Below are 21,570 nucleotides of genomic sequence, written 5' to 3' on the forward strand. Positions count from 1 at the left end.
GAAGCCACCTTAGGTGGCTTTTTGAAATTACAAAAGCGAGTTTAATTTATCTGATAAGGCTTGTTTTGATTGAGCACCAACTAGCTGATCTACAATTTCACCATCTTTAAAGAAAATGATAGTAGGTATAGATCTTACACCAAATTGAGCTGCTAAATCACCTTGCTCATCTGTGTTTACTTTACAAATCTTGGCTTTACCATCAAAATCATTTGCAAGCTCATCAATAACAGGGGCAAGCATTCTACAAGGTCCACACCATGGAGCCCAAAAATCAACTAAAGCTACACCTTCTTTTGCTTGAGCAAAATTTTCAGTTGTTAAATCAATATATTTTCCCATTTTTTCTCCTTTATTTTTACAAATTTTATTGAATTAGAATAAATATTCTCTTAATAACTAATATTCTCTAAAAGTTTTATATCATCTTTATATACACAAAGTAAATCTAATTGATAATTTTCTTCACTTTCATGTTTCATAAAGTAATATTTTATAGCTTTAATAATTTTGTTATACTTTTTTAAATCAAGCCTATAAGCTACCTCATAATTTCCTTGTGTGCTTTTAACTTCTATAAAATGCAAAATCTTATCTTTTCTAGCAATAATATCAATTTCTCCAAATTTAGAATGAAAATTTCTTTTTAAAATTTCAAATCCTTGGTTTTTGAGATATTCACAAGCTAAATCCTCTCCTTTTTTGCCAAAAAGATACTCTATAAGCGCCATTAATCTTCTATTCTCATCATAAAAATATCACTTTTAATAAATTCTTGCTCTTTAAGTTTTTGAATTAAAATTTGTATATTTTTTTCATAAGTTTGATGAGTAATAAAAAACAAAGTGCTACAATCTTCTTTTTCTTTTTTGGATTTTTGTAAAAAAGTATCAATTGAAATTTGATGTTCGCTCATCAATTGTGTGATTTTTGATAAAACTCCAATTTTATCTAGTACTTTTAATCTTAAATAATATCTTGTATAAATTTCATCTTTATCTAAAAGTTTATAAGAAGTATCATTTAAATATCCAAAAATAGCACTATTTTTTTCTTTTCTTGCTATATCAATTAAATCTGCTATAACAGCACTTGCAGTTGCTTTTCCTCCAGCTCCTGCTCCATAATACAAACTTTCACCTAAAATATCTCCATAAACACTAATAGCATTCATTACTCCATCAACTTTTGCTAGCATTTTATCTTTATCTAGCATAGCAGGATGAACCCTTAATTCTATTTTTTCATCTTTAATTTTGGCAATACCCAAATGTTTTATGGTATATTCAAATTCTTTTGCAAAATAAATATCTTCATCGCTTACTCTGCTAATACCCTCAATTAAAATATCCTCAGGCTTTACTCTTAGTCCATAAGCAATATTTGCTAAAATCAAAAGTTTATGTGCGGCATCATAACCTTCTATATCAAAAGTTGGATCAGCCTCAGCATATCCTAATTCTTGAGCCTTCTTTAATACTTCTTGAAATTTAGCATTATCTTCTGCCATCTTGCTTAAAATATAATTACTCGTTCCGTTTAAAATACCTTTAATAGAAAAAATATTATTAGCACTTAAACCTTCTTTTAGAATTTTAATAATAGGAATTCCACCCGCCACACTTGCTTCATATCCAAAAGCTGTATCTTGTGCTAATTTTTCAAGTTCATCACGATGATAAGCTAACAAAGCTTTGTTAGCAGTAATTACAGCTTTTTTTCTTTTTAATATCTTTGAAATTAACTCAAAAGGCAAATCTATACCACCCATTAATTCTACAAATACATCAATATCTTCACGCTCTAAAATTTCATCAATATCACATACTACAGGAATCAAAGCATTTTTTTTTGGACTTCTTGCTAGAGCTATTACAGGAATGATTTCTTCATCACATCTTGCTTTAATTAAATCTTGATTTTTCAATAAAGTTTCTACAACAGCACTTCCTACAGTGCCATAACCTAAAATTGCAACTTTCATTTTATTCTCTTAAATATTTTTTAATATTTCTTGCAGCTTGGCGAATGCGATTTTCATTTTCTATTAAGGCTATTCTCACATATTCATTACCCGCTTCACCAAAACCAACTCCAGGACTTACCGCAACATTTGCTTTTTGTAAAAGTTGTTTGGAAAATTCCATACTACCAAGATGAATTTTATTTTGAGGTAATTTTGCCCAAACAAACATACTAGCATTTGGTCTTTTTAAATTCCATCCAGCTTGTCCAAAAGCTTCAATCAAAACATCTAATCTTTTGGCATAAACACTCTTAATTTCTTCAACACAAGTTTGATCTCCATCTAAAGCTATAGTAGCAGCTACTTGTATAGGCGTATACATACCATAATCAAACCAAGATTTGATTTTTTTCAAAGCTCCAATCAAGCGTTTATTTCCTACTACAAAGCCCACACGCCAACCTGCCATATTATAAGATTTTGAAAGTGTATAGGTCTCTACTGCTACATCTTTAGCACCTTCAACTTCAAGAATAGAAGGAGTTTTATAAGATCCAAAAGTCAAATCTGCATAAGCAATATCAGAAATAATATAAAATCTTTCTCTTTTTGCCATAGACACTAATCTTTCATAAAAACTTTTTTCCACCGTAATTGTTGTAGGATTATGTGGAAAATTTACCACTACATATTTTGGGCGAGGAATACTCTCATGTAATGTTTTTTGTAAATTTTCAAAAAATGTATTCTCGTTCAATTCATAATTTTCATTAAAATCAAATTTCATGGTCGCTACATTACCACCTGCTATAATAAAAGCTTGAGTGTGTATAGGGTAAGCAGGTGTTGGGACAATAGCTACATCGCCAGGATTTATCACAGCTCTTGCTAAATTTACAAAACCTTCTTTAGAACCCATAGTAGCAACAACTTCACTTTCGGGATCTAAATCAACATTATATTTTCTTTTATACCAATTGCAAATTGCAAGTCTTAATTTATAAATTCCACTAGAAGCAGAATAACCAGAAGTTTTGTCTTTATTGGCACTTTCACAAAGCTTATCTATAATATGTTGTGGGGTTTTTCCATCAGGATTTCCCATAGAAAAATCAATTATGTCCTCTCCAGCTCTTCTTGCTGCCATTTTAATCGCATTAACTTCGGCAAAAACATAATTTGGAAGTCTTTCTATAGTATTAAAATGAATTTCCTCAAACATTTTCCATCCTTTTTAGCGTCTTAAATAAATTTTTAAACCCCTTTTGATATTATCAAGGCTAAACATATCCCCTATAATAGCATATTTTGCACCTAGAGGAATACTTACACTTATTTCATTTTGTTTGTGTGTATTTTCTACACCTTGAATAAAATTTAAATTTTTATCTAAAAATTGTATTTTACAAAACCACGAATCAAGATTATGAGCACTTAGCTCTATACCTTTAGCACCTTGCAAATCAATAACATACTCTCTTAAAGGTTTATTAAGTTGAGTGATAGTATTTAAAGAAATTTGAGTGTTAATTTTTGGTTTTGCTTTTGAAAAATCTAATTCATATTCATAATTTAACTCTGAAATTTTAGAAATATCTTTGATAAACACGGAACTTGAAAGCAAAGCTTTGTAAAATATTCCTGGATCTAGCATATATTGAGAATCAACAGCTAATTTATAAGTAATGTAGTTTTCTCTTAATGTCAGCTCAATAGGTATAAAATATACATAACCTAATTCATTTAAAGTATCATTAATAGTTTTAAAAAACAAGACAGAGTCAGCTTGTGCTTTAAAACTAAAAGTCAAGGTTTTTGGTTCATTAAGTATAAAATTTGCCAAAGAGTTAGTTTTTAAAATTTGCGAAATAGTGTGAATATCCACATTGCCGCGTTCATCTTTATAATCATTTCTAGCAAACAAAAGTTCTAATTTTGTATCCTTAGAATTATCATTTACAATATGTTTTGCTACTTCTAAAGCACTTAAAGCAAATGCATTGAGAGATAAAAAAATAGAAAATATAAAAATTTTTACCATAATTTCCCTCTATTTTCTTTTATAAATTCAGCTTTTGTAATTTGTTTAATCTTACCATTTTTAATCATTAAAAACTTAGATATGCCATTTTTAAATTCCAAAGTTTTATTACTCTCATCGTTTAAAGTAAAGGCAGCATGTCCTGTAGTAATTAGCATATCTTTATCTAAAGGCAACACATAATCATTTTTTATAGTCATAGAATTTTTCTTAAAAGTTTTTAAATCTACCATACCAATCCAAAGTTCAGCATTTGGTTTTATAATACTTTCACTAACTACATTTTCATTATTATCAAAATCAAGCGTAGAATTACTTTCTGTAACTTCATTTAATTTTGTATTGTTTTCATCTAAGGGCATTAAGATCTCAATACTTGTATTTGTTTCATTATTATCATTTACAATAGAAACATCATCTGCGAAAAAATTAAGTGTTTTTGTACTATTTATATCATTTGTTTCTTCTAATATAATTTGTTCTTGATTTAAAACATTAGTAATATTTTCATCTATAGAGCTTTGAAAAAATCTTGAAACACCCCAAGCTAAAGCTACTATTAAAAGCGCTACTACTATGATCACAATATACCAAATACTAGAACCTTCTTTGGTATATGAATTCATCCTAGGTGAAATATGCACATGATTTTTCCTCTCTATACCATTTTCTTCTAAATATGTATGGTATTCTTCTAAAAAATTAGAAAAATCAAGCTCATATTCTCTTTGTAAAATTTTAATGAAACCATTTACATTAAAACGGGATAAAGACTTAAAATCTTTTTTGATGATATATTCAAGGCAAGCTATTTCTATTTGTGTTCTTTTTTGAACTTCTAATAAATTTAAATCTTCTAATTTTTTCCAACTATCCATTTTTCATCCTATCGCAAAGTATTGCAAATGCTGCACTAACATTTAAACTATCAAAATCATTGTGCATTTTTATACCTACACATTCATCACTTCTTTTAAGCACCTTTGGCGCTATGCCAAAACCTTCACTTCCCATAATCAAAACTTTTTTATCTTTGGCCTTGATAGTGTGTATATCACTACCTCCGCTTGCACTAGCATAGATATAAAAACCTTTTTGTTTTAACTCATTTATCATGCTTAAAATATCATCATTTAAAACTATCTTCATATCCAAAGCAGCAGCACTACTTGCTCGTATAACCCCGTCTATTGCAACATTTTTTGCTACTATAATCACTCCATCAACGCCCAAAGCATAAGCACTGCGAACAATAGCACCTATATTTCCCACATCACTAATGTTATATAAAATGGTTATAAAATCTTTATCTTTTAAACTTTCAAAAGAGCTAAATTCAAAATCTTTAATATCCATTAAAAAGCCCTGATGGTTTCCACCTCTTGCCAAACTTTGTGCAGCTTTAAAATCAAGCTTTTTAATCTTTTTGGATACTTTAGCTATCTTGGAAAATTCAGACTTTTCACATTCTTTTGCTAAATAAATTTCATTAATTTTATCTTTGTGTTTTTCTAAAATATAAAAAAACACTTGTTTTCCATATACTATCATTTTTTAATAATAGCCAAAATCAACTTAAAAGCAGTTTTTGATAATTTTCTTTTGGAGATTTTGCATTAATTTTTGAAAGCAACTTAGCTTTTATCTTCAAGGGCAAATCAAGCTCATAAATATCTTGCTCACATATAGTGTTTTGGATAAATTCTTTTTCCCTTGCATCAACTACTACACACCATTCTCCACGCAAATTCATTGTTTTTAATCTTTTTAATACTTTTAAAGCACTTGATCTAAATTTACTTTCAAATTTTTTTGTAGCTTCTTTTATGATAAAAATTTCTCTTAAAGGATCTATTTTAACAATTTCTTCTATCAAATTAAATATTCTTGTAGGTGCTTCATAAACTATACTAGGATAAGGATTAAGCATTAATCTCTCAACATCTTTTTGTCTTTGTGGATTTTTATTAGCCAAAAATCCCATAAAAATAAATTCTTTTTTACAAAGAGCACTTGAAACTAAAGCAAGTAAAGCAGCATTTGAACCAGATAAAATCTCATAACTAATATTATTTTTTATAGCATATTCGATTAAAAATTGTCCTGGATCGCTAATACCTGGCATACCAGCATCGCTTAAATACGCAATATCTTGTTCGAAAAAATTCTCATCTATATTAGCCAAAAAATCCTTTTCATTGTGAGTGTGTAAAGGTAAATATTTTTGAGGTGTAATTTCTAAATTAAATTTTTCATTAAGTAAGTGGATTAAAGTTTTGCAAACTCTTGTATCTTCACATAAAAAGAGTCTGCATTTTTGTAAAATTTCTAAAGAATGAAAAGAAATATCGTTTAAATTTCCTATAGGTGTAGGAATAAAATATAACATTATTGCATTGCGTATTTTTTCTTAAATTTCTCTACACGACCTGCCGCATCTACTATTTTTTCACTACCTGTGAAAAATGGATGGCAATTTGAGCAAATATCTACTTTAATTTCTGGTTTATTTGACTTAGTAGTAAAAGAATTTCCACAAGCACAACTAACTTTACATTCTACATATTCTGGGTGAATTTCTTTCTTCATTGTTTATCCTTTTTGAAAACATTAAGGCGTAATTATATAAATTTTTATATAAAAATTAGATAAATTTAAGCATTATTTTAAATTATAAATTTCGAAGCAACCCCTACAAGAGCTGTTTGTGCTTTAAGTATAAAATTAGCATGCAATTTTGCTTTTTTTATATTTTTTTGTTTTTCTTTTTGAGAAAATCCTCCTTCAGCACCTATCAAAAATACATATTTATTTGGATTAAAATTTGTTAGCTCATCCCCTTCAAAATCAATCAAAACTATATTATTGTATTTTTGTCCAAATTTGTCAAAATTTTCAAAAATTTCAAGCTCCATCAAAGAAGCACGGCCACATTGTTGAGATGATTCTATAAGAATTTTTTCCATTCTTTGAAAATCTAATTTAAAATTTTTTTGCGAATAATCCATATAAACAAGAGAAAGTTTTGCCACTCCAAGCTCATTGAGAAAAGGTAAAGTTTTTTCTATAATCTTTGGATCTATTACAGCTAAAGCTAGATGGATATATGATTTTAATTCTTGTTTTTCTTCTTTCTTATCTTGCAAATTCAACACACACGATCGTCTAGAAATTTCAATACATTTATAATAATAAGCAAAAGAATCTTTTAGATTTTTAAGCACCAATGTGTCGTTAATTTTAATCCTTCTAGCTCTTAAATGCAAAAAAGCTTCATTATCTATCACTAAGCTTGCATCACCACTTTTAGAATGATATAGAAATTGCATTAAAATAAAACCTTTGAAGTAAATAAGGCACAAAAAGTAAAAATATACCCAAACATAAAATAAAAAAGCTTAAGAATCTAAATTTAGCATAACGCTTAAATAATCTTGCTTTTTTAAATAATATAAATTGATAAATAGCTAAAGCAAAAATAAAAATCCAGCAAATCCACATAGAAATTATATATAGACTAAACTCAAAATGCTTTAAAGCCCAAAGCAAACTTCCAGTAAAAAGCGTGATCGCTAAAAATAAATAATAAATTGGTAAAAATAAACGAATTCTTTTTATAAATATAAATTCTTGAGAAAAACTACTTTGAGTTAAATATAAATAAAATAGCATCAAAAAACCACTTGTATATAGACTATATATATGCAATGCCAAAAAAAATTCATAACTTTGATCCATCACTATCCTTGTGTGCTATTTTCATCTTTTATATCATCATCTACGGGTATAGGAAGTGTTTCATCATCTATAATAACATTAGAATCGCTCTGTTCGATTTGAACTTGCTCAGTTTGCACTTCTTTTTTTATACTTTTGCTTTCTTCATTTGAGCAAGCAAAGAAAAACAAAATCGGAATAATCAATAAAACTTTCTTCATCATATCTCCTTTTTATTGATAAATACAAAACTTTCATCTTGCAATTTTTTAAAAAAATTTTTATCTTTCCATTCATCACAAATAGCTCTTGAAAATTCAATATCTGCTAAGGTAATTTTTGGCAACAAATCACTATAAGCATCTTCTTTAAAACCTTGTGCATATCCCGTTCTTGTTTCATGCACTATAATGCTTTTCAAGCTAACACCTTGTTCGCCATTAATCATTTTCGTTTTAGAAAGCAAAGCGTCGATAAGCACAAAAAATACTCTTACAAAATTTTCTGCACTTACATTTACAGGCAAAATCACCCATCTTTGTGAGTGCTTTTTCATATCTTCTAAATAAGCTTTATCATCATCCTTAAAAAGAGTGATGGCATGATCAAAACTATCAATAATTTGTTTTATTTCATCTTTCAATAAACCAAAATCATACACCATTCCAGCATTATCAAGATATTTACTCTCAAGCAAAATTTCTACTTTATAAGAATGACCATGTATGCTTGTTTTGCATCTTTTAGAACTACAAAATCTAACAATATGAGCATTTTCAAATTCAAATATTTTTCTAATAATCATACGCCTTCTTTGTCTCCCCAAATTCTAATATGCAATCTATCAGAGTAATTATATCCATTTTTTATACAAAATTCAGCAACACTTAAGGCATTTTTAGAAATTTCTAACTCATTTGCTCCCATAGGCATACAAAATACCTCATTTTCACAAATTTGTAAAATTTCATTAATTTCTTCTAAGGCTTTATTTTCTTGTAAAAAATTCTTATCTAAAACAAATTTATAAAAACTATCCTTGGCATAGTTTTTAAATGCTTTTAAAGCTTTTTCATTAATCCTTTTTTCTTTTTTTACACCACTATTACTAAGCTTTACGCCTAAAGCAAAATAGCATTCTTTATATAAAGGATATTTTTCAAAATCAACTTCAATACTTGCATTAGTTTCAAAATGCGTTTTAAATCCACTTTGCAAAAGCACATTAATAAAATTTAAAAATTCTTTATCTTTATAATACAACAAAGGCTCTCCACCGGTAATTACAACAATAGGTTTATACGCATTAGATAAGTTTAAAACCTCATCGAAAAGCTCTTTAGCCGTATATGTTTTATAGCAAGATTTAAATTCTTTAGTAAAAACAGCTCTAATAGTATCACAACCTAAAAGCATTTTAGAATTTTTTTCTTTTTTTACACCAAAACCCACACAATTAAAATTACATCCAGCAAATCTTATAAAAATAGCTAAATTCCCGCTATATTTTCCTTCGCCTTGTAAGCTTAAAAAAGTTTCAACAATATCCATTATCCACCTATTTGATAAAAGGCTCTTGTAGAACTTTGGTTATTTTCGTTTTCTGTCCATCTATTTTTTTCTGATTTATTTTTAATCACGGTTCTTAAAACTTCACAAGCTCCAGCTATATCTTTATTGCGTATAGCTTTTTTAATACTTAAAGCCTCATCATAATATAAACATGGGATCAAAAGCCCTTCAGCAGAAAGTCTTATACGATTACAGCTATCACAAAAATCATGACTATGTGGATCAATAATGCCAAATTTATATCCGTCTTCAAGCTCATAAATAGTTGCGGGAGCATTTGGAGTTTTTTCTCCTTCTTTGAAAGAATATTTTTGAGCAATTATTTTTAAAATTTCTACAGATTTTAATCCTTTTAATTCACCATAGGCATGATAATTTTCCATAAATTCTATAAAACGAATTTGAGAGTTTCTTTCCTTTGCAAAGTCCAAAAGTTCTATAAATTCACCATCGTTAATTCCTTTAAGTGCCACGGTATTAAATTTCACATTAAATCCCAATTTCAAAGCTTCTTCAATGCCACTTAATACATCTTTAAGTATATTCTTTTGGGCTAATTTAAAAGCTACTTCTTCTTTTAAAGTATCAAGTGAAATATTAATTCTTTTTAAGCCAGCTTGTCTTAAGTTTTTTGCTTGCTGTTTGAGCAAAGAAGCATTTGTAGTAAGTGCTAAATCTAAATTTTGCTTATACTCATTAACCATAGCAATAAATTTATATAAATCTTTTCGCACTAAAGGCTCACCTCCAGTAATTCGAATTTTATTAACCCCCTCATCAATACAAACTTTTACAAACATAAAAAGTTCTTCAAATGATAAAAGATTTTCTTTGGCACTCCATTCAAAAGGGGTTTTAGGCATACAATAAAGACAACGAAAATTACATCTTTGTGTTACAGAAATTCTTAAATAATCAATCACTCTCCCATAACTATCTATTAGCATTAAATACCTTTATATCAACTTATTAAATTTTAAAATAAGCTCAACTCTGCCCATACCTATGCGTAAGTCTTTTGCAATTTGTTCTATAGATTTTTTCTGATTAAAAAGCTCTATTACTTTTTGCTCTTCATTATCATAACTTGGACTTAGTTTTGTAATACTTTGGGTTTTTTGCTCTAAATTTAATAAACGATTTTTTTGTTCGTTTTGAAATTCTTCAATAACTTCTTCTACTTCTTTTAAAGCACTTAAAATAGGTAAGATATTTTGATTAATCTTTTGTTCTAATACTTGTAAAAGTTCTTCTTTTAATTCTTCTTTTATAACTTCAATATCTATTTCTTCTTTCTCTTGCTCTTGTTCATCTAAGCTTTCTTTTTTTAAATAATGATATTGCTTATTTAAATCTTCAATCATTTTACCAAGTTCATTAATTTTAGCAATACTTTCTTTTTCTTTAATCATCATATAAGCAAATATAGCAAAAATCAACAAAGCCACAACTAGCCATAACAACAAATCACTATTCATTTTCTTGCTCCTTTAAAATCTTAATCATTGTTCTTTGCATATTTGCTACAAAATTGTCATACACAAGCTCATCTTCAGCCTTTATCTGTATAATTTTTGCCTCGTTTTCATTTAAGGCTTTAAAAAAAATACTAATTTTTTGACCATTAATTTCAAATCTGGCATAATAATCTTCATCTTGCCTTAAACATTTATCTTTAAATTGAAGATGTGCAAAATTTACACCTATTACAAAAGCCTTGTATTTTAAATCTGTAAATAATTTTGTTTTATTAATATCATTTTTTATCAAATACAATTCTTGCTTTATATCCATAAGTAAATCAAAAATGATTTGCTCGCCTTCGCTAAATTCTACCCGTGATGCAAGTTTTTTCCATTTACTTAAATTAACATAATTATTGCTTGAAAGATACTCTTGCAAAAATTCCTCATATCTTTCCTTACTCTCTTCAAACTCAAGCTCTAAAGAACTTTTGAAAAATTTTATCTCCATAAAAGATCAACCCATATAAAAATAAAAAATACTATACTTAAATATCCATTTAAAGTAAAAAACGCTTTATCAATTTTTTCAAAATTTTTTCTAACAATGCGATGCTCAAAAAACAAAATTATAGCACTAACAATTACACCAAAAAAAGCAATATTTCCCGTTGGAGCTACCCAAACAAATAAAAGCCAAAAAAGCACAGCCAAAATATGACAAAACGCTGATATAAATAAAGTTGCTTCGAGTCCAAATTTAGCAGGTATAGAATGTAAGCCTGTTTTTTTATCATACTCCATATCTTGTAAAGCATAAAGCAAATCAAAACCAGCAGTCCAAAAAGTAACACCTAAACATAAAATAACACTATAAATTTCTATACTTCCCAAAACCACAATACTACCAGCAATAGGGGCAAGTCCCAAACAAAAACCAAGAACTAGATGCGCTAAAGAAGAAAATCTTTTAAAAGCTGAGTAAATAGTCAAAATAAACAATACCGGTAAAGAAAGAGCAAAAGCTAATTTATTGATAAAATAGCTTGTTAAAACAAAAACAATAGCATTTAAAATTATAAACAGCAAAATACTAACTTTTCCTATACGCCCATCAATATTAGGACGATTTGCACAACGGGGATTGTTTTTATCAATATCTTCATCCATTAAACGATTAATCGCCATAGCAAAATTTCTTGCACTTACTGCACAAATAATTCCTAAAAATAAAGCTTTAAAACCAAACCAAGTGCTATTGTTTAAAATAACAGAGGCGACCAACATCGAAACAAATAAAAATGGTAAGGCAAAAATAGAATGCTTAAAAACAATCAAATCTAAAATATCTTTTAATTTTTCTTTCAATAATAAAGGCATTTTTTCTCTTTATAATATATTTTTGTTATGATTTTACTAAAATAATTTTAAATTTAGGATATTTTTACGATGTTTTTCGAATTTGCTCTCATTGGAACCACCGCAAGTGGAAAAACAGAACTTGCAAATAAATTAGCTTATGAATTTAATGGGAGTATTTTAAGTCTTGATAGTCTTTGTGTGTATAAACAAATCAATATTGCTTCTGCAAAAACTGATAAAAAGACTTTAAATGAGCTTGATTATTTTGGTATAAATTTATTAAATGTTGATGAGCATTTTAATATTGCTTTATTTTTTGAAGAATACAAAAAAGCAAAAGATTTTGCTCAAAAAAATAATCAAATGCTCATTATCACCGGTGGCACTAGTTTTTATTTAAAAGCATTAATAGATGGATTAAGTATGGATTTTAAAGAAAGTCAAAGCACTTTAAGTAACGATGAAATTTATAATTTAATGATAGAAATTGATAAAAATGCCAAAATAGAAAAAAACGATACCTATCGTTTAAAAAAATGGCTTGGAATTTATGAGCAAACCCATAAAATTCCAAGTGAAGTCTTAAAAGAAACCAAACAAGAACCACTTATTAAAAAACTTGATATTTTTGAAATTTCTTGGCAAAAAGATATTTTAGAAAAACGCATTATTAAACGCACAAAAAATATGTTTAAAGAGGGTTTGTTAGACGAAGCCAAAATGCTATTTGAAAACTATGATAACAATTTAAAAGCATTAAATTCGATAGGTTTAAAAGAATGTAAAGATTTTTTAGATAAAAAAATTAATCAAAAAGAACTTGAAGAACTTATCATTATCCACACAAGACAACTTGCTAAAAGACAAAGAACTTTTAATAAAAAATTCACTAAAAAGATTCTAAGTCATGAAAATACTTATGAAAATTTAAAACAATTTATTTTAAATAACTATGGTTGAGTATTTAAAATATTTAATTTATCTTTACACAAACTTTGCCAATTACTTGTAGTATTAATATCAATACAATTTTGCAAGCTTTGCTTTTGATTTTTTACATCTTTTAAATCTTCATATACATCACTTTGTATATAAAAAGTTCTCGCGCGCTCATCATCTTTCAAAGGATTAGCTAATAAATCTTTAAACAATCCTAAGGCTTTTTGGGCTTGATTATTTTGTTTTAAAGCTTTAATATATATAAATTCAAGATCTGGTGTAAAAAGGTTTACCCCTTTTAAATTTTGATAATCAATCGCTTTTGGTGCATAAGTTAAAATACTTGTAGAAAAATTATTTTTCTCACAATATCGCAAAAACTCATAATATAACTCAACCATACGATAATTCATAGGGAATTGTTCTAATTTTTGTAAAGTTCTTATCATAGCGTTATAGTCTTCAAGTCCGAGTTCTGCAAAAAATTTAATATAATTTGCTTCAAATTTTTCATTATCACTAATAATAGTTCTTGTATTTAAAATATCATTTATAGTCTTAATTACAAAAGAATAACGCTTATCCTTTAAAGCCAAATCAGCGCTTTGAAGCTTATAAAAAATTAGATCATCTTTCTCATTTTCTACTATATATTTTTTAGCTTCTTCAATACGAGTTGTTCGTTTAAAACACTCAAGCATTTGCTTTTTATTGTGAATTTTACCCCCGACATTATAGGCTTTGAAATCATCATATATTTCAACTGCATCCAAACATTCATCGTTTTTTAATTTTTTTTCTAAGACAAAAATAGCAGATTGCTCTAAAAGATTTTTTACTTCTTTATTGGAGTATTTTTCTATATCTTTTTGATAACTTACAACTTTTTCATAATTTTTTTCTTGAAAATATAATTTTACATTGTCAGACAAAGCTTTACTAGAAATTTCACCTGCATATTTTCGCATAATTTCATCATATTTTTGATGCAAGAAGCTTGCATTAGCATCTTTTAAATATAAAAAATTTTCATCTTGTGCTTCTTTGATTAAATTTATATATTCACCCAAAGGAAAATCATCTGCATAAATATCAAGATATTTTTGAGCCTTAGTATATTCACCTGCATTTAATAAAGATAAAGCAAGATCTTTTAAAACTTTTTCATATTCTTTATCTACTTTAGAAAGATTTGAAAAAATATACTCATAAATTTTAGAACTCAAATCATAAATTCTATTATTGCTAAAAGCTTTTGCTAATAATAAAGAATTATCTAATTCACTTATAAAAAATTTAGGGTTTGATTCTAAAATTTTACTAGCCAATTCTTTAGCTTCTTTTGTATTTTTGGTTTCTAAATAATTTTTTGATAAAAACAAAGCAGCCCTACTAGCCAAATCTGGATTTAGCGTAGAATAATACACATCTTGATAAATATTATTAGCTGTGGTTTTTTTACCTAAATTATATAAATAATCTGCATAATCGAGCAAAGCCATTGTGGTAAATTTATCATTTTTATGCTCAGTAGTTAAAGTATTTATAACATATTCCACATTAGATCTTTGAGATAAACCCATATAAATTCTCATCATAATATACATCACTTCTGTATAATCTTTATCGTTAATATAAGTTCTTACCCATCTTTTAGCATCATCTAGCATTTGCTCTAAAATTTGCTGATCTTTATCTAATTCATAAGTGTATAATTTATTTTGTGCCCTTAGCTTATAAAGCTCAAATTCATTCATAAAGACACTACCTTGAAAACGCTTTATAGCATTATTTGAATCTCTTAAAACTTGATCGTATTTTTTTGCTTCATATTCTTGTTTAATATTAAAATAAGTATTAAAATCCGCACTTTTTGAAGTCTCCATAGGATTAGAATTTAAATCTAAAGCTCCAATATATGGCATCAGTGCATCTTCAAAATAAATATTAAAATCAAGACCATCGCTTGGTTTATAATATCTCAAATCTTCTGTAAAAATAAAAACAAAGTGCTTAGATGTATCACCATTTTGTGCTTGAATATCTTTAGCATTAAAGATATTCTGAGAGTAATTAAACATTTTTGCTAAAATTTTAGGATATATTTTGATTGTTAAAAAGGTTTGCTGTTTTTCAAAATAAAGAGAAAATGTATCGAATTCTTTATTTTGAAATTGCATATTACTCACACCTAAAATATTACACTCAAAATGAGTTTTTTCAAATTCAAAAACACTCTTACAAGTAAAGTCTTTATCATCTTTTAAGTGCAAAAGAGTAAATGGGCGTTTATTTTCTTCTCCCTTATTAACAACAATCTCAAAGGACAATGCGTATATTACACTTAAAAAAAATAAAACAATTATTCTTATCATAAGCGTGATTATAGCAATATTATTTTACAAAAGCAAAAATATGCAAAGAAAGACTTCCTATAAAACATATACTTAAAATAATTTTTTGCCTTATATTTAAATTAACACTTTCTATTGCCTGTTCTTGTTTAAAAAATATATAAATTAAAATTTTTAAATAAGCATAAAGCATAATCATAGAACTTAAAGCTACAGCAAATACAAGCACATAATAACCTGAATTTAAAATAGAAGCTAAGATCAAAATTTTACCCCAAAAAATTCCAAAAGGTGGAATACCTGCGATACATAAAATAAATATGGCAAGCATTATAGATAATACAGGTCTTTGATCGAATAGACCTGAAAAACTTTCAAATGAGCTTTTTTTAAATAAACTTAATATCAAGAAAACTCCATAATTTGCAAAAGCAAATGAAATCCAATATACAAACAAAGCAAAAACTGATAACAAATAAGAAGTACCATCACCTTGAGAACTTACACTCATACTAGAAACAATAGCTGCCAATATAAAAGAAGAATGAGTGATAGAGCTGTATGCGAGCATTTTTTTTACATCTTTTTGAATGAGCGCTACTATACTTACAGCTAACATAGAAAAAATTGCTAATAGCGCTACAATATATTCAAATTTTACCCCGCCACCTAAAGCAGAAAAAATTCTTAACACTACTATAATCATAGCAATTTTTGGCACTATAGAAATAAATGCTATAAAATTCGTATGCACCCCACAATATACATCTTTTAACCAAAAATGAAAAGGTGCGATAGAAAGTTTTACTCCAACAATAACCAAAAACATTACTCCAGCACAAAGCAAAATAGGGTCTGAAATATACTCTGAATGCAATAAAATATCCAAATCCAAAGATTTGATTTTTAAATACACAAAAGCACATGCAAAAACAAAAAATCCAGCGCCAACAGCTGCCAAAGCAAAATACTTTATACTAGAACTAATAGCATTGTGAGTTCCTCTTAAAGCAATAAGCGTATAAAGAGCCAAAGAAGAACCTTCTAAAGCCAAGAAAATCACGATTAGATTAGTGCTTGATACCATTAATATTAAAGAAGCTACCATAAACAAAAACAAAGAGAAAAATTCTGCCTTTTGTTCATCTTTATCCATTAACAAATAAAGCATAGAAAAAACTAAAATAACTATTTGAGTAAAAATAGCATAATTATCACTTACAAATAAACCAAAAAAAGCATGAGAGTCATTTAAAACAAAGCCATTGTAAAGCAATAAAAAACACAAGGCACTAAGCAAAGCTATAACACTTGCTCCTATATAAAAATTTCTAGAGAGTTTTTTAAACGCTCCTAATAAAAGCAATACAATAGCCCAAAAAAGCAATGACAACACAGGAAATAATAATACAAAATTTAATTTTTCTAGACTAAAACCACTCATTAAAAACCTCTTATATTGTCTATGATTTTTTGATTTTCTATTGCAATATTTCTTGTTTGCATAACATCAAGAATACTATTTACATTAGAAGCAATTTGATCAAGCATAACACTTGGGGCTATTCCTAAATAAAGCACTAAAGCACATAAAATACCTAAAACAAAAATTTCACTCTTTTTTAATACTAACTTTTCTATATTTTTTTCACAAGTAGCAAAGAACATATTTCTATAAATATTTAGCATATAAATAGCTCCTAAAACAATCACACCGCCTGCAAACAATGCATACCACAAATTTACACTTGCTACGCCTTGTAAAATTAAAAATTCCCCAACAAAAGAAATAGTTAGTGGTAATGAGATAGAAGAAAATAATAATACTGCAAAGAAAAAGCTAAATAAAGGAGTTTTTTTAGCTAAATTTTTATAAAAATCTAAATCGAAAGTATAATATCTTGTATAAAGCATATAAGCAGCTAAAAATAAACCACCCGTTACTATACCATGTGCAAACATATAAAAAATAGAACCACTAACTCCATTATATGTAAAAGTAACTATTCCTAAAATAATCACACCCAAATGTGAAATAGAACTATAAGCAATCAACTCTTTTAAATCTTTAGTTTTAAAAGCAATCAAAGCTGCATATAAAATCCCAACTATGCACAAAATAGCAAGTAAGGAATGATAATGACTTAAAGTATCAGGTGTTAAAGGCAAAATAAATCTTAAAAATCCAAAAGGCGCCATTTTAAAACTTACAAGCATTATAGATACCAAAGTTGGACTTTTTGCATATACTTTAGGCGCCCAAGTATGAAATGGAAATAAAGGACTTTTGATTGCAAAAGCAACAAAAAAGCCTATGAATATTAGATTTTGTATATTTTCAGATATTGTAAAATCATTTTTATACCAAGCAAGTAAATCAAAACTCCAATATCCAAAACTCTGATAATATAAAAATCCGGTATAAACAATAGATAAAAGCATTAGCATAGAACCACAAAATGCGTAAATAAAAAATTTAATCCCTGCTTTATAATTATCTGAATATCTTCCTATTAAATAAATAAGTGGTATAAGAGAAAATTCCCAAAATACATAAAACAACAATGCATCTAATGAAGCAAAAAGTCCTATAATGCAAAATTGTAATAAAAATATACTCATCACTACACTTTTATCTTGTATATCTAAACATACAAAAGATAAAAAAATCATTATAGAACAAAGCAATATCAAATAAAGCGCTATGGCATCTACACCTATATGAAAATTAACTATCAAAGAATTCAAACTAAACTCATAAGCCACACCGCCTTGATAGTTTACTAATAAAAAAATATTTAAAACTAAAATTAAAAAACTAACCAAAATTGCAAAAGATTTACTATCTTCTTTTTGCAAAAATAAAGCTATAAAAAAAGCAAAAAAGGGAAATAACATCAACAAACCGAGCATTCTACACCACCAAAGTTAAAAGAAATAAACAAACAAAAGCAAGGATAGAAATTCTTAAAGCTAAGGAAAAATCTTTATCTACGCTGAGTGTCCTTGCTAGTATTTTTAAAAAAAATGCTATACTATTTACTAAAGTATCCAAAACTTCTTTATCTGTTTTTCTTAAAAAATCACAAAACAAAGTATATTTATCAACTAAAAAATGATGATAAAATTTAGGTATATAGTATTCATTAAACAAGAGTTTATATAAATTTGTTTTCGCAAGCGAAGGTTTAAACCAATTTTTCCTATAAGCAATAATTGCCAAAAATACACCCAATATAGCAACAATGCTTGAAATCACCATTACTAAAATAGTTTGAGCATTAATAAAAGCTAATTGTGTGCTTACAAATTCCATAAAATCATGTTCAAAAAAACCCATAAAAATCGCAAATAATGCCAAAGGACTCATAGCAAATAAAGCAATTTTACTTGCTTCATGAGGATGTAATTCATGTCTTTTTGGAGTAAAGAAAACAAGCATTAAAAGTCTAAAACTATAAAAAGCTGTCATAAAAGCTGTTATTAAAAGTATTAAAAATATTCCATGGTGATGACTTATAAAAGAAAAACCTAAAATCAAATCTTTAGAGAAAAATCCAGCAAAAGGATAAATTCCTGATAAAGCCAAAGAACCAATAAGCATTAAAATAGCACTAGTTTTCATACTTTTATAAAGCCCACCCATTTTACTAATATCAAGCTTATCGTTCATTGCATGCATAACATTACCAGCACCTAAGAATAATAAAGATTTAAAAAACGCATGAGTTGCAAGATGAAATAAAGCTATAGCATAAGCGCCAAGACCCGCCGCAACAAACATATATCCAAGTTGCGAAAGTGTTGAATAAGCAATAATTCTTTTTAAATCTTTAGCAACCATAGCCATAGAAGCAGCAAAAAACGCTACAAATGTTCCAATAAATGCGATGATATAACCTACTTCAGGAACTTGCAAATAAAGCTCTCCTATACGGATAATCAAATACACACCAGCTGTAACCATAGTCGCAGCATGAATTAATGCAGAAACTGGCGTAGGTCCAGCCATTGCATCAGCAAGCCAGGTGTGAAAAGGAAATTGTGCGGATTTTCCCATAGCACCTATAAACAACAAAATAGCAATTAAAACCAAAATCTTGTTATTTTCATAATCTAAATACAACAACGCAAAAAATTCGTCATATCTTAATGAATTAAACTCTATGTAAATTAAAAAAATTCCCAAAAGTAAAGCCAAATCAGCAATTCTATTCATAATAAAAGCTTCATTAGCAGCAAAAGTGTATTTTTCATTATGATACCAAAAGCCAATCAAAAGCCAAGAGCAAAGTCCAACACCCTCCCAACCTATGAAAAGTCCTAGAAAATTATCACTCATAATCAAAAACATCATAGAAAAAACAAAAAGTCCTAAATAACTAAAATAGCGATTAAATCCTTTATCTTCTTTCATATAAAATATACTATATAGATGCACAAATGTCGCAACAATGCTAACAACATTCATCATAATAAGTGTTATAGAATCTATTTTAAAACCGAAATTTACATCTATTAAGGAAATCCATATCCCAAGTTTAAAATCAAAAAATACACCTTTAATAAGCAAAATCAACGAAGCAATAGCTGATACTGCTATTAATAAGGTAGCCACATAACCCAAGAAAATTCTTTTAATACCAAAAGAAAAAGCACCTAAAACAATAGCCGATACTAAAGGAGAAAAAAGTGCAATTAAAGCTAAATTTTGCATTTTATATCTCCTTTTTCTTCCAAAGAATTAAGCTCTAAAGTTCCTGTTTTTCTATACCATAAAACACAAAGTGCTATCCCAACAGCTACTTCACAAGCTGCAACCCCCATAACAAAAAGAGCAAAAATTTGTCCTTCTATGTCTTTATGTGAAGCTCCTGCGGTAACTAAAGCTAAATTTGCAGCATTTAGTAAAATTTCACTTGAAATAAAAAGCATAATTAAATTTTGGCGTTTTATTATACCTATAAGACCAATGATAAACATTATAATAGCCACAATATAATACTTTTCTAGCATCATTGCTCATCCTTTTTGATGTTTTTTTGGGTTAAAACAATTGCACATACTAAAGCTATTAAAAGCAAAATTGCCATAAATTCAAAGGCGAGCATATATTTTGTAAATAAAGCAAAACCTATTTGCTGGGTAGAATCAAGACTATAAATTTCACTTGTTTCATTTAAGTCAAAATTATAGCCCATAATAATGCTAATTAACAAAATCGCACTAAAAATCACAGCAAAGATAAATATTCTCTTTCCTTTTAAACTCTCTTTTACTTTTATAGAAGCATCAAAAAACATCATAGCAAAACTATAAAGACCCAAAATAGCTCCACTATAAACGATAATTTGTATTGCTCCAATAAATTCAGCATTAAGTAAAAAATAAAATCCACTTAAAAAAATCATAGCAGCAGCCAAAGAACTAATAGCATAAAGCACACTGGTGCTTAAAACGCTAATTAAAAAAAATCCCAACACCAAAACACTTAATAAACAAAAAGCTATAGTTTCAAACATTTTCTTCCTTTGGAGCATCTTGTTGTCTTTGTAAATCTATTTCATAATAATTTGGAGTTTTCTTCACTAAAATATCGGCATCTTTTCTAAGACTACCGCTTCCTTCAAAAATAACTTGATTTTTTAGCTCATCAATAGGGGTTAAAAAATCTTGCTTTTGACCAAAATAAGATCTTTGTTCTGCTGCATTTTCATACTCCTTACCATGCACAATGGCTAATTCAGGACAAACATCAGCACAAAATCCACAATAAATACAACGCCCTAAATTAATACTATAATTTTCAACCTTTTTACGCCCATCTTCGCCTAAAGATGTTTCCATTCTTATACAATTGCTAATGCAAATTTTTTCACACAACCCACAACCAATACAGCATTCATTTTCACTTTCAATAAAACGCATTAAACGATGTACTGCACGGTAGCGATTATCTAGCGAAACTTTTTCTAATGGGTATTTAATCGTTGCACTATTATTTTTTTTAAACATTTCTCTTAGCACTACAAACAAACCCACAAAAAGTTCTGTATTTAAAGAACGCTTAATTACTTGTATAAATTTTTCATAAGCATTTTGAGGATTTTTACGCTCAAAATCTACTTTAAAATAGCCTTTTTTCATTATTTTTTC

26 protein-coding genes are annotated in these 21,570 nt (G+C 27.8%); 1 reads left to right on the forward strand and 25 read right to left on the reverse strand.

What is annotated here, in order from left to right:
• Positions 1-27 precede the first annotated feature (27 nt).
• From trxA to mqnP, 18 genes are all read right to left on the reverse strand, one after another.
• Positions 28-342 (reverse strand): thioredoxin, encoded by a 315-nt coding sequence (gene trxA, locus CARM_RS07330; RefSeq protein ID WP_139426174.1) that lies wholly within the window; start codon positions 340-342, stop codon positions 28-30.
• 50 nt (positions 343-392) lie between these two features.
• On the reverse strand, positions 393-731 hold the full coding sequence (locus tag CARM_RS07335) for a YraN family protein (protein WP_139426176.1): 339 nt from the start codon (positions 729-731) through the stop codon (positions 393-395).
• Positions 731-1,984, reverse strand: a complete 1,254-nt coding sequence (locus CARM_RS07340) for a homoserine dehydrogenase (RefSeq protein WP_139426178.1) — start codon at positions 1,982-1,984, stop codon at positions 731-733. Before CARM_RS07340 ends, CARM_RS07335 begins: the two co-directional genes overlap by 1 nt.
• Position 1,985: 1 nt before the next feature.
• Entirely contained in the window at positions 1,986-3,188 is a 1,203-nt protein-coding gene (locus CARM_RS07345) for an LL-diaminopimelate aminotransferase (protein WP_139426180.1), read from the reverse strand.
• 12 nt (positions 3,189-3,200) lie between these two features.
• Positions 3,201-4,010 (reverse strand): hypothetical protein, encoded by an 810-nt coding sequence (locus CARM_RS07350; RefSeq protein ID WP_328591426.1) that lies wholly within the window; start codon positions 4,008-4,010, stop codon positions 3,201-3,203.
• Complete coding sequence (locus tag CARM_RS07355; RefSeq protein ID WP_139426184.1) at positions 4,001-4,885, reverse strand: hypothetical protein; 885 nt, start codon at positions 4,883-4,885, stop codon at positions 4,001-4,003. The genes CARM_RS07350 and CARM_RS07355 overlap by 10 nt, the downstream gene beginning before the upstream one ends.
• Positions 4,878-5,558, reverse strand: coding sequence for a TrmH family RNA methyltransferase (locus CARM_RS07360; protein WP_139426186.1), 681 nt, complete (start codon positions 5,556-5,558; stop codon positions 4,878-4,880). Before CARM_RS07360 ends, CARM_RS07355 begins: the two co-directional genes overlap by 8 nt.
• A gap of 19 nt (positions 5,559-5,577) precedes the next feature.
• A complete protein-coding gene (gene rsmI, locus CARM_RS07365; protein ID WP_139426188.1) occupies positions 5,578-6,396 on the reverse strand; it encodes a 16S rRNA (cytidine(1402)-2'-O)-methyltransferase in 819 nt (272 codons plus the stop codon).
• Complete coding sequence (gene rpmE, locus CARM_RS07370) at positions 6,396-6,596, reverse strand: 50S ribosomal protein L31 (RefSeq protein WP_039668879.1); 201 nt, start codon at positions 6,594-6,596, stop codon at positions 6,396-6,398. Before rpmE ends, rsmI begins: the two co-directional genes overlap by 1 nt.
• A gap of 77 nt (positions 6,597-6,673) precedes the next feature.
• Entirely contained in the window at positions 6,674-7,336 is a 663-nt protein-coding gene (locus tag CARM_RS07375) for a 16S rRNA (uracil(1498)-N(3))-methyltransferase (RefSeq protein WP_139426190.1), read from the reverse strand.
• Complete coding sequence (locus CARM_RS07380; RefSeq protein ID WP_139426192.1) at positions 7,314-7,745, reverse strand: hypothetical protein; 432 nt, start codon at positions 7,743-7,745, stop codon at positions 7,314-7,316. The genes CARM_RS07375 and CARM_RS07380 overlap by 23 nt, the downstream gene beginning before the upstream one ends.
• Positions 7,746-7,747: 2 nt before the next feature.
• Positions 7,748-7,945 (reverse strand): cytochrome C, encoded by a 198-nt coding sequence (locus tag CARM_RS07385; protein ID WP_139426194.1) that lies wholly within the window; start codon positions 7,943-7,945, stop codon positions 7,748-7,750.
• The gene (locus CARM_RS07390; RefSeq protein ID WP_139426197.1) at positions 7,945-8,529 is read right to left on the reverse strand and encodes a 6-pyruvoyl trahydropterin synthase family protein; all 585 of its coding nucleotides are present in this window, start codon (positions 8,527-8,529) and stop codon (positions 7,945-7,947) included. Before CARM_RS07390 ends, CARM_RS07385 begins: the two co-directional genes overlap by 1 nt.
• Positions 8,526-9,275: a 7-carboxy-7-deazaguanine synthase QueE gene (locus CARM_RS07395; RefSeq protein ID WP_139426199.1), complete on the reverse strand. Its 750-nt coding sequence runs from the start codon at positions 9,273-9,275 to the stop codon at positions 8,526-8,528. Before CARM_RS07395 ends, CARM_RS07390 begins: the two co-directional genes overlap by 4 nt.
• Positions 9,275-10,243 carry a GTP 3',8-cyclase MoaA gene (gene moaA / locus CARM_RS07400; RefSeq protein ID WP_139426201.1) on the reverse strand — a complete coding sequence of 323 codons (969 nt, stop codon included), beginning with the start codon at positions 10,241-10,243 and terminating at the stop codon, positions 9,275-9,277. Before moaA ends, CARM_RS07395 begins: the two co-directional genes overlap by 1 nt.
• A gap of 9 nt (positions 10,244-10,252) precedes the next feature.
• On the reverse strand, positions 10,253-10,774 hold the full coding sequence (locus CARM_RS07405; protein WP_139426202.1) for a DUF6115 domain-containing protein: 522 nt from the start codon (positions 10,772-10,774) through the stop codon (positions 10,253-10,255).
• Positions 10,767-11,270 (reverse strand): hypothetical protein, encoded by a 504-nt coding sequence (locus tag CARM_RS07410; protein WP_139426204.1) that lies wholly within the window; start codon positions 11,268-11,270, stop codon positions 10,767-10,769. Before CARM_RS07410 ends, CARM_RS07405 begins: the two co-directional genes overlap by 8 nt.
• Complete coding sequence (gene mqnP, locus CARM_RS07415; RefSeq protein ID WP_139426206.1) at positions 11,261-12,139, reverse strand: menaquinone biosynthesis prenyltransferase MqnP; 879 nt, start codon at positions 12,137-12,139, stop codon at positions 11,261-11,263. Before mqnP ends, CARM_RS07410 begins: the two co-directional genes overlap by 10 nt.
• A gap of 69 nt (positions 12,140-12,208) precedes the next feature.
• On the opposite strand from mqnP, the gene miaA reads away from it, so the two are divergent.
• Entirely contained in the window at positions 12,209-13,081 is an 873-nt protein-coding gene (gene miaA / locus CARM_RS07420) for a tRNA (adenosine(37)-N6)-dimethylallyltransferase MiaA (RefSeq protein ID WP_139426208.1), read from the forward strand.
• Here the strand turns inward: miaA and CARM_RS07425 are convergent.
• Genes CARM_RS07425 through nuoI form a run of 7 tightly spaced genes read right to left on the reverse strand, consistent with a single transcriptional unit; the run spans position 13,072 to position 21,561 of the window.
• Positions 13,072-15,435 carry a tetratricopeptide repeat protein gene (locus CARM_RS07425; protein ID WP_139426210.1) on the reverse strand — a complete coding sequence of 788 codons (2,364 nt, stop codon included), beginning with the start codon at positions 15,433-15,435 and terminating at the stop codon, positions 13,072-13,074. The genes miaA and CARM_RS07425 overlap by 10 nt on opposite strands.
• 19 nt (positions 15,436-15,454) lie before the next feature.
• The gene (locus CARM_RS07430; protein WP_139426212.1) at positions 15,455-16,858 is read right to left on the reverse strand and encodes an NADH-quinone oxidoreductase subunit N; all 1,404 of its coding nucleotides are present in this window, start codon (positions 16,856-16,858) and stop codon (positions 15,455-15,457) included.
• The gene (locus CARM_RS07435; RefSeq protein WP_139426214.1) at positions 16,858-18,327 is read right to left on the reverse strand and encodes a complex I subunit 4 family protein; all 1,470 of its coding nucleotides are present in this window, start codon (positions 18,325-18,327) and stop codon (positions 16,858-16,860) included. Before CARM_RS07435 ends, CARM_RS07430 begins: the two co-directional genes overlap by 1 nt.
• A 1-nt stretch (position 18,328) precedes the next feature.
• Entirely contained in the window at positions 18,329-20,131 is a 1,803-nt protein-coding gene (gene nuoL / locus CARM_RS07440) for an NADH-quinone oxidoreductase subunit L (protein WP_139426216.1), read from the reverse strand.
• Positions 20,119-20,430: an NADH-quinone oxidoreductase subunit NuoK gene (gene nuoK / locus CARM_RS07445; protein WP_139426258.1), complete on the reverse strand. Its 312-nt coding sequence runs from the start codon at positions 20,428-20,430 to the stop codon at positions 20,119-20,121. Before nuoK ends, nuoL begins: the two co-directional genes overlap by 13 nt.
• Entirely contained in the window at positions 20,430-20,936 is a 507-nt protein-coding gene (locus CARM_RS07450) for an NADH-quinone oxidoreductase subunit J (RefSeq protein WP_139426218.1), read from the reverse strand. The genes nuoK and CARM_RS07450 overlap by 1 nt, the downstream gene beginning before the upstream one ends.
• Positions 20,929-21,561, reverse strand: a complete 633-nt coding sequence (gene nuoI, locus CARM_RS07455; RefSeq protein ID WP_139426220.1) for an NADH-quinone oxidoreductase subunit NuoI — start codon at positions 21,559-21,561, stop codon at positions 20,929-20,931. The genes CARM_RS07450 and nuoI overlap by 8 nt, the downstream gene beginning before the upstream one ends.
• Positions 21,562-21,570: the final 9 nt, after the last annotated feature.

It is taken from the genome of Campylobacter armoricus (assembly GCF_013372105.1).
Lineage (GTDB): Bacteria > Campylobacterota > Campylobacteria > Campylobacterales > Campylobacteraceae > Campylobacter_D > Campylobacter_D armoricus.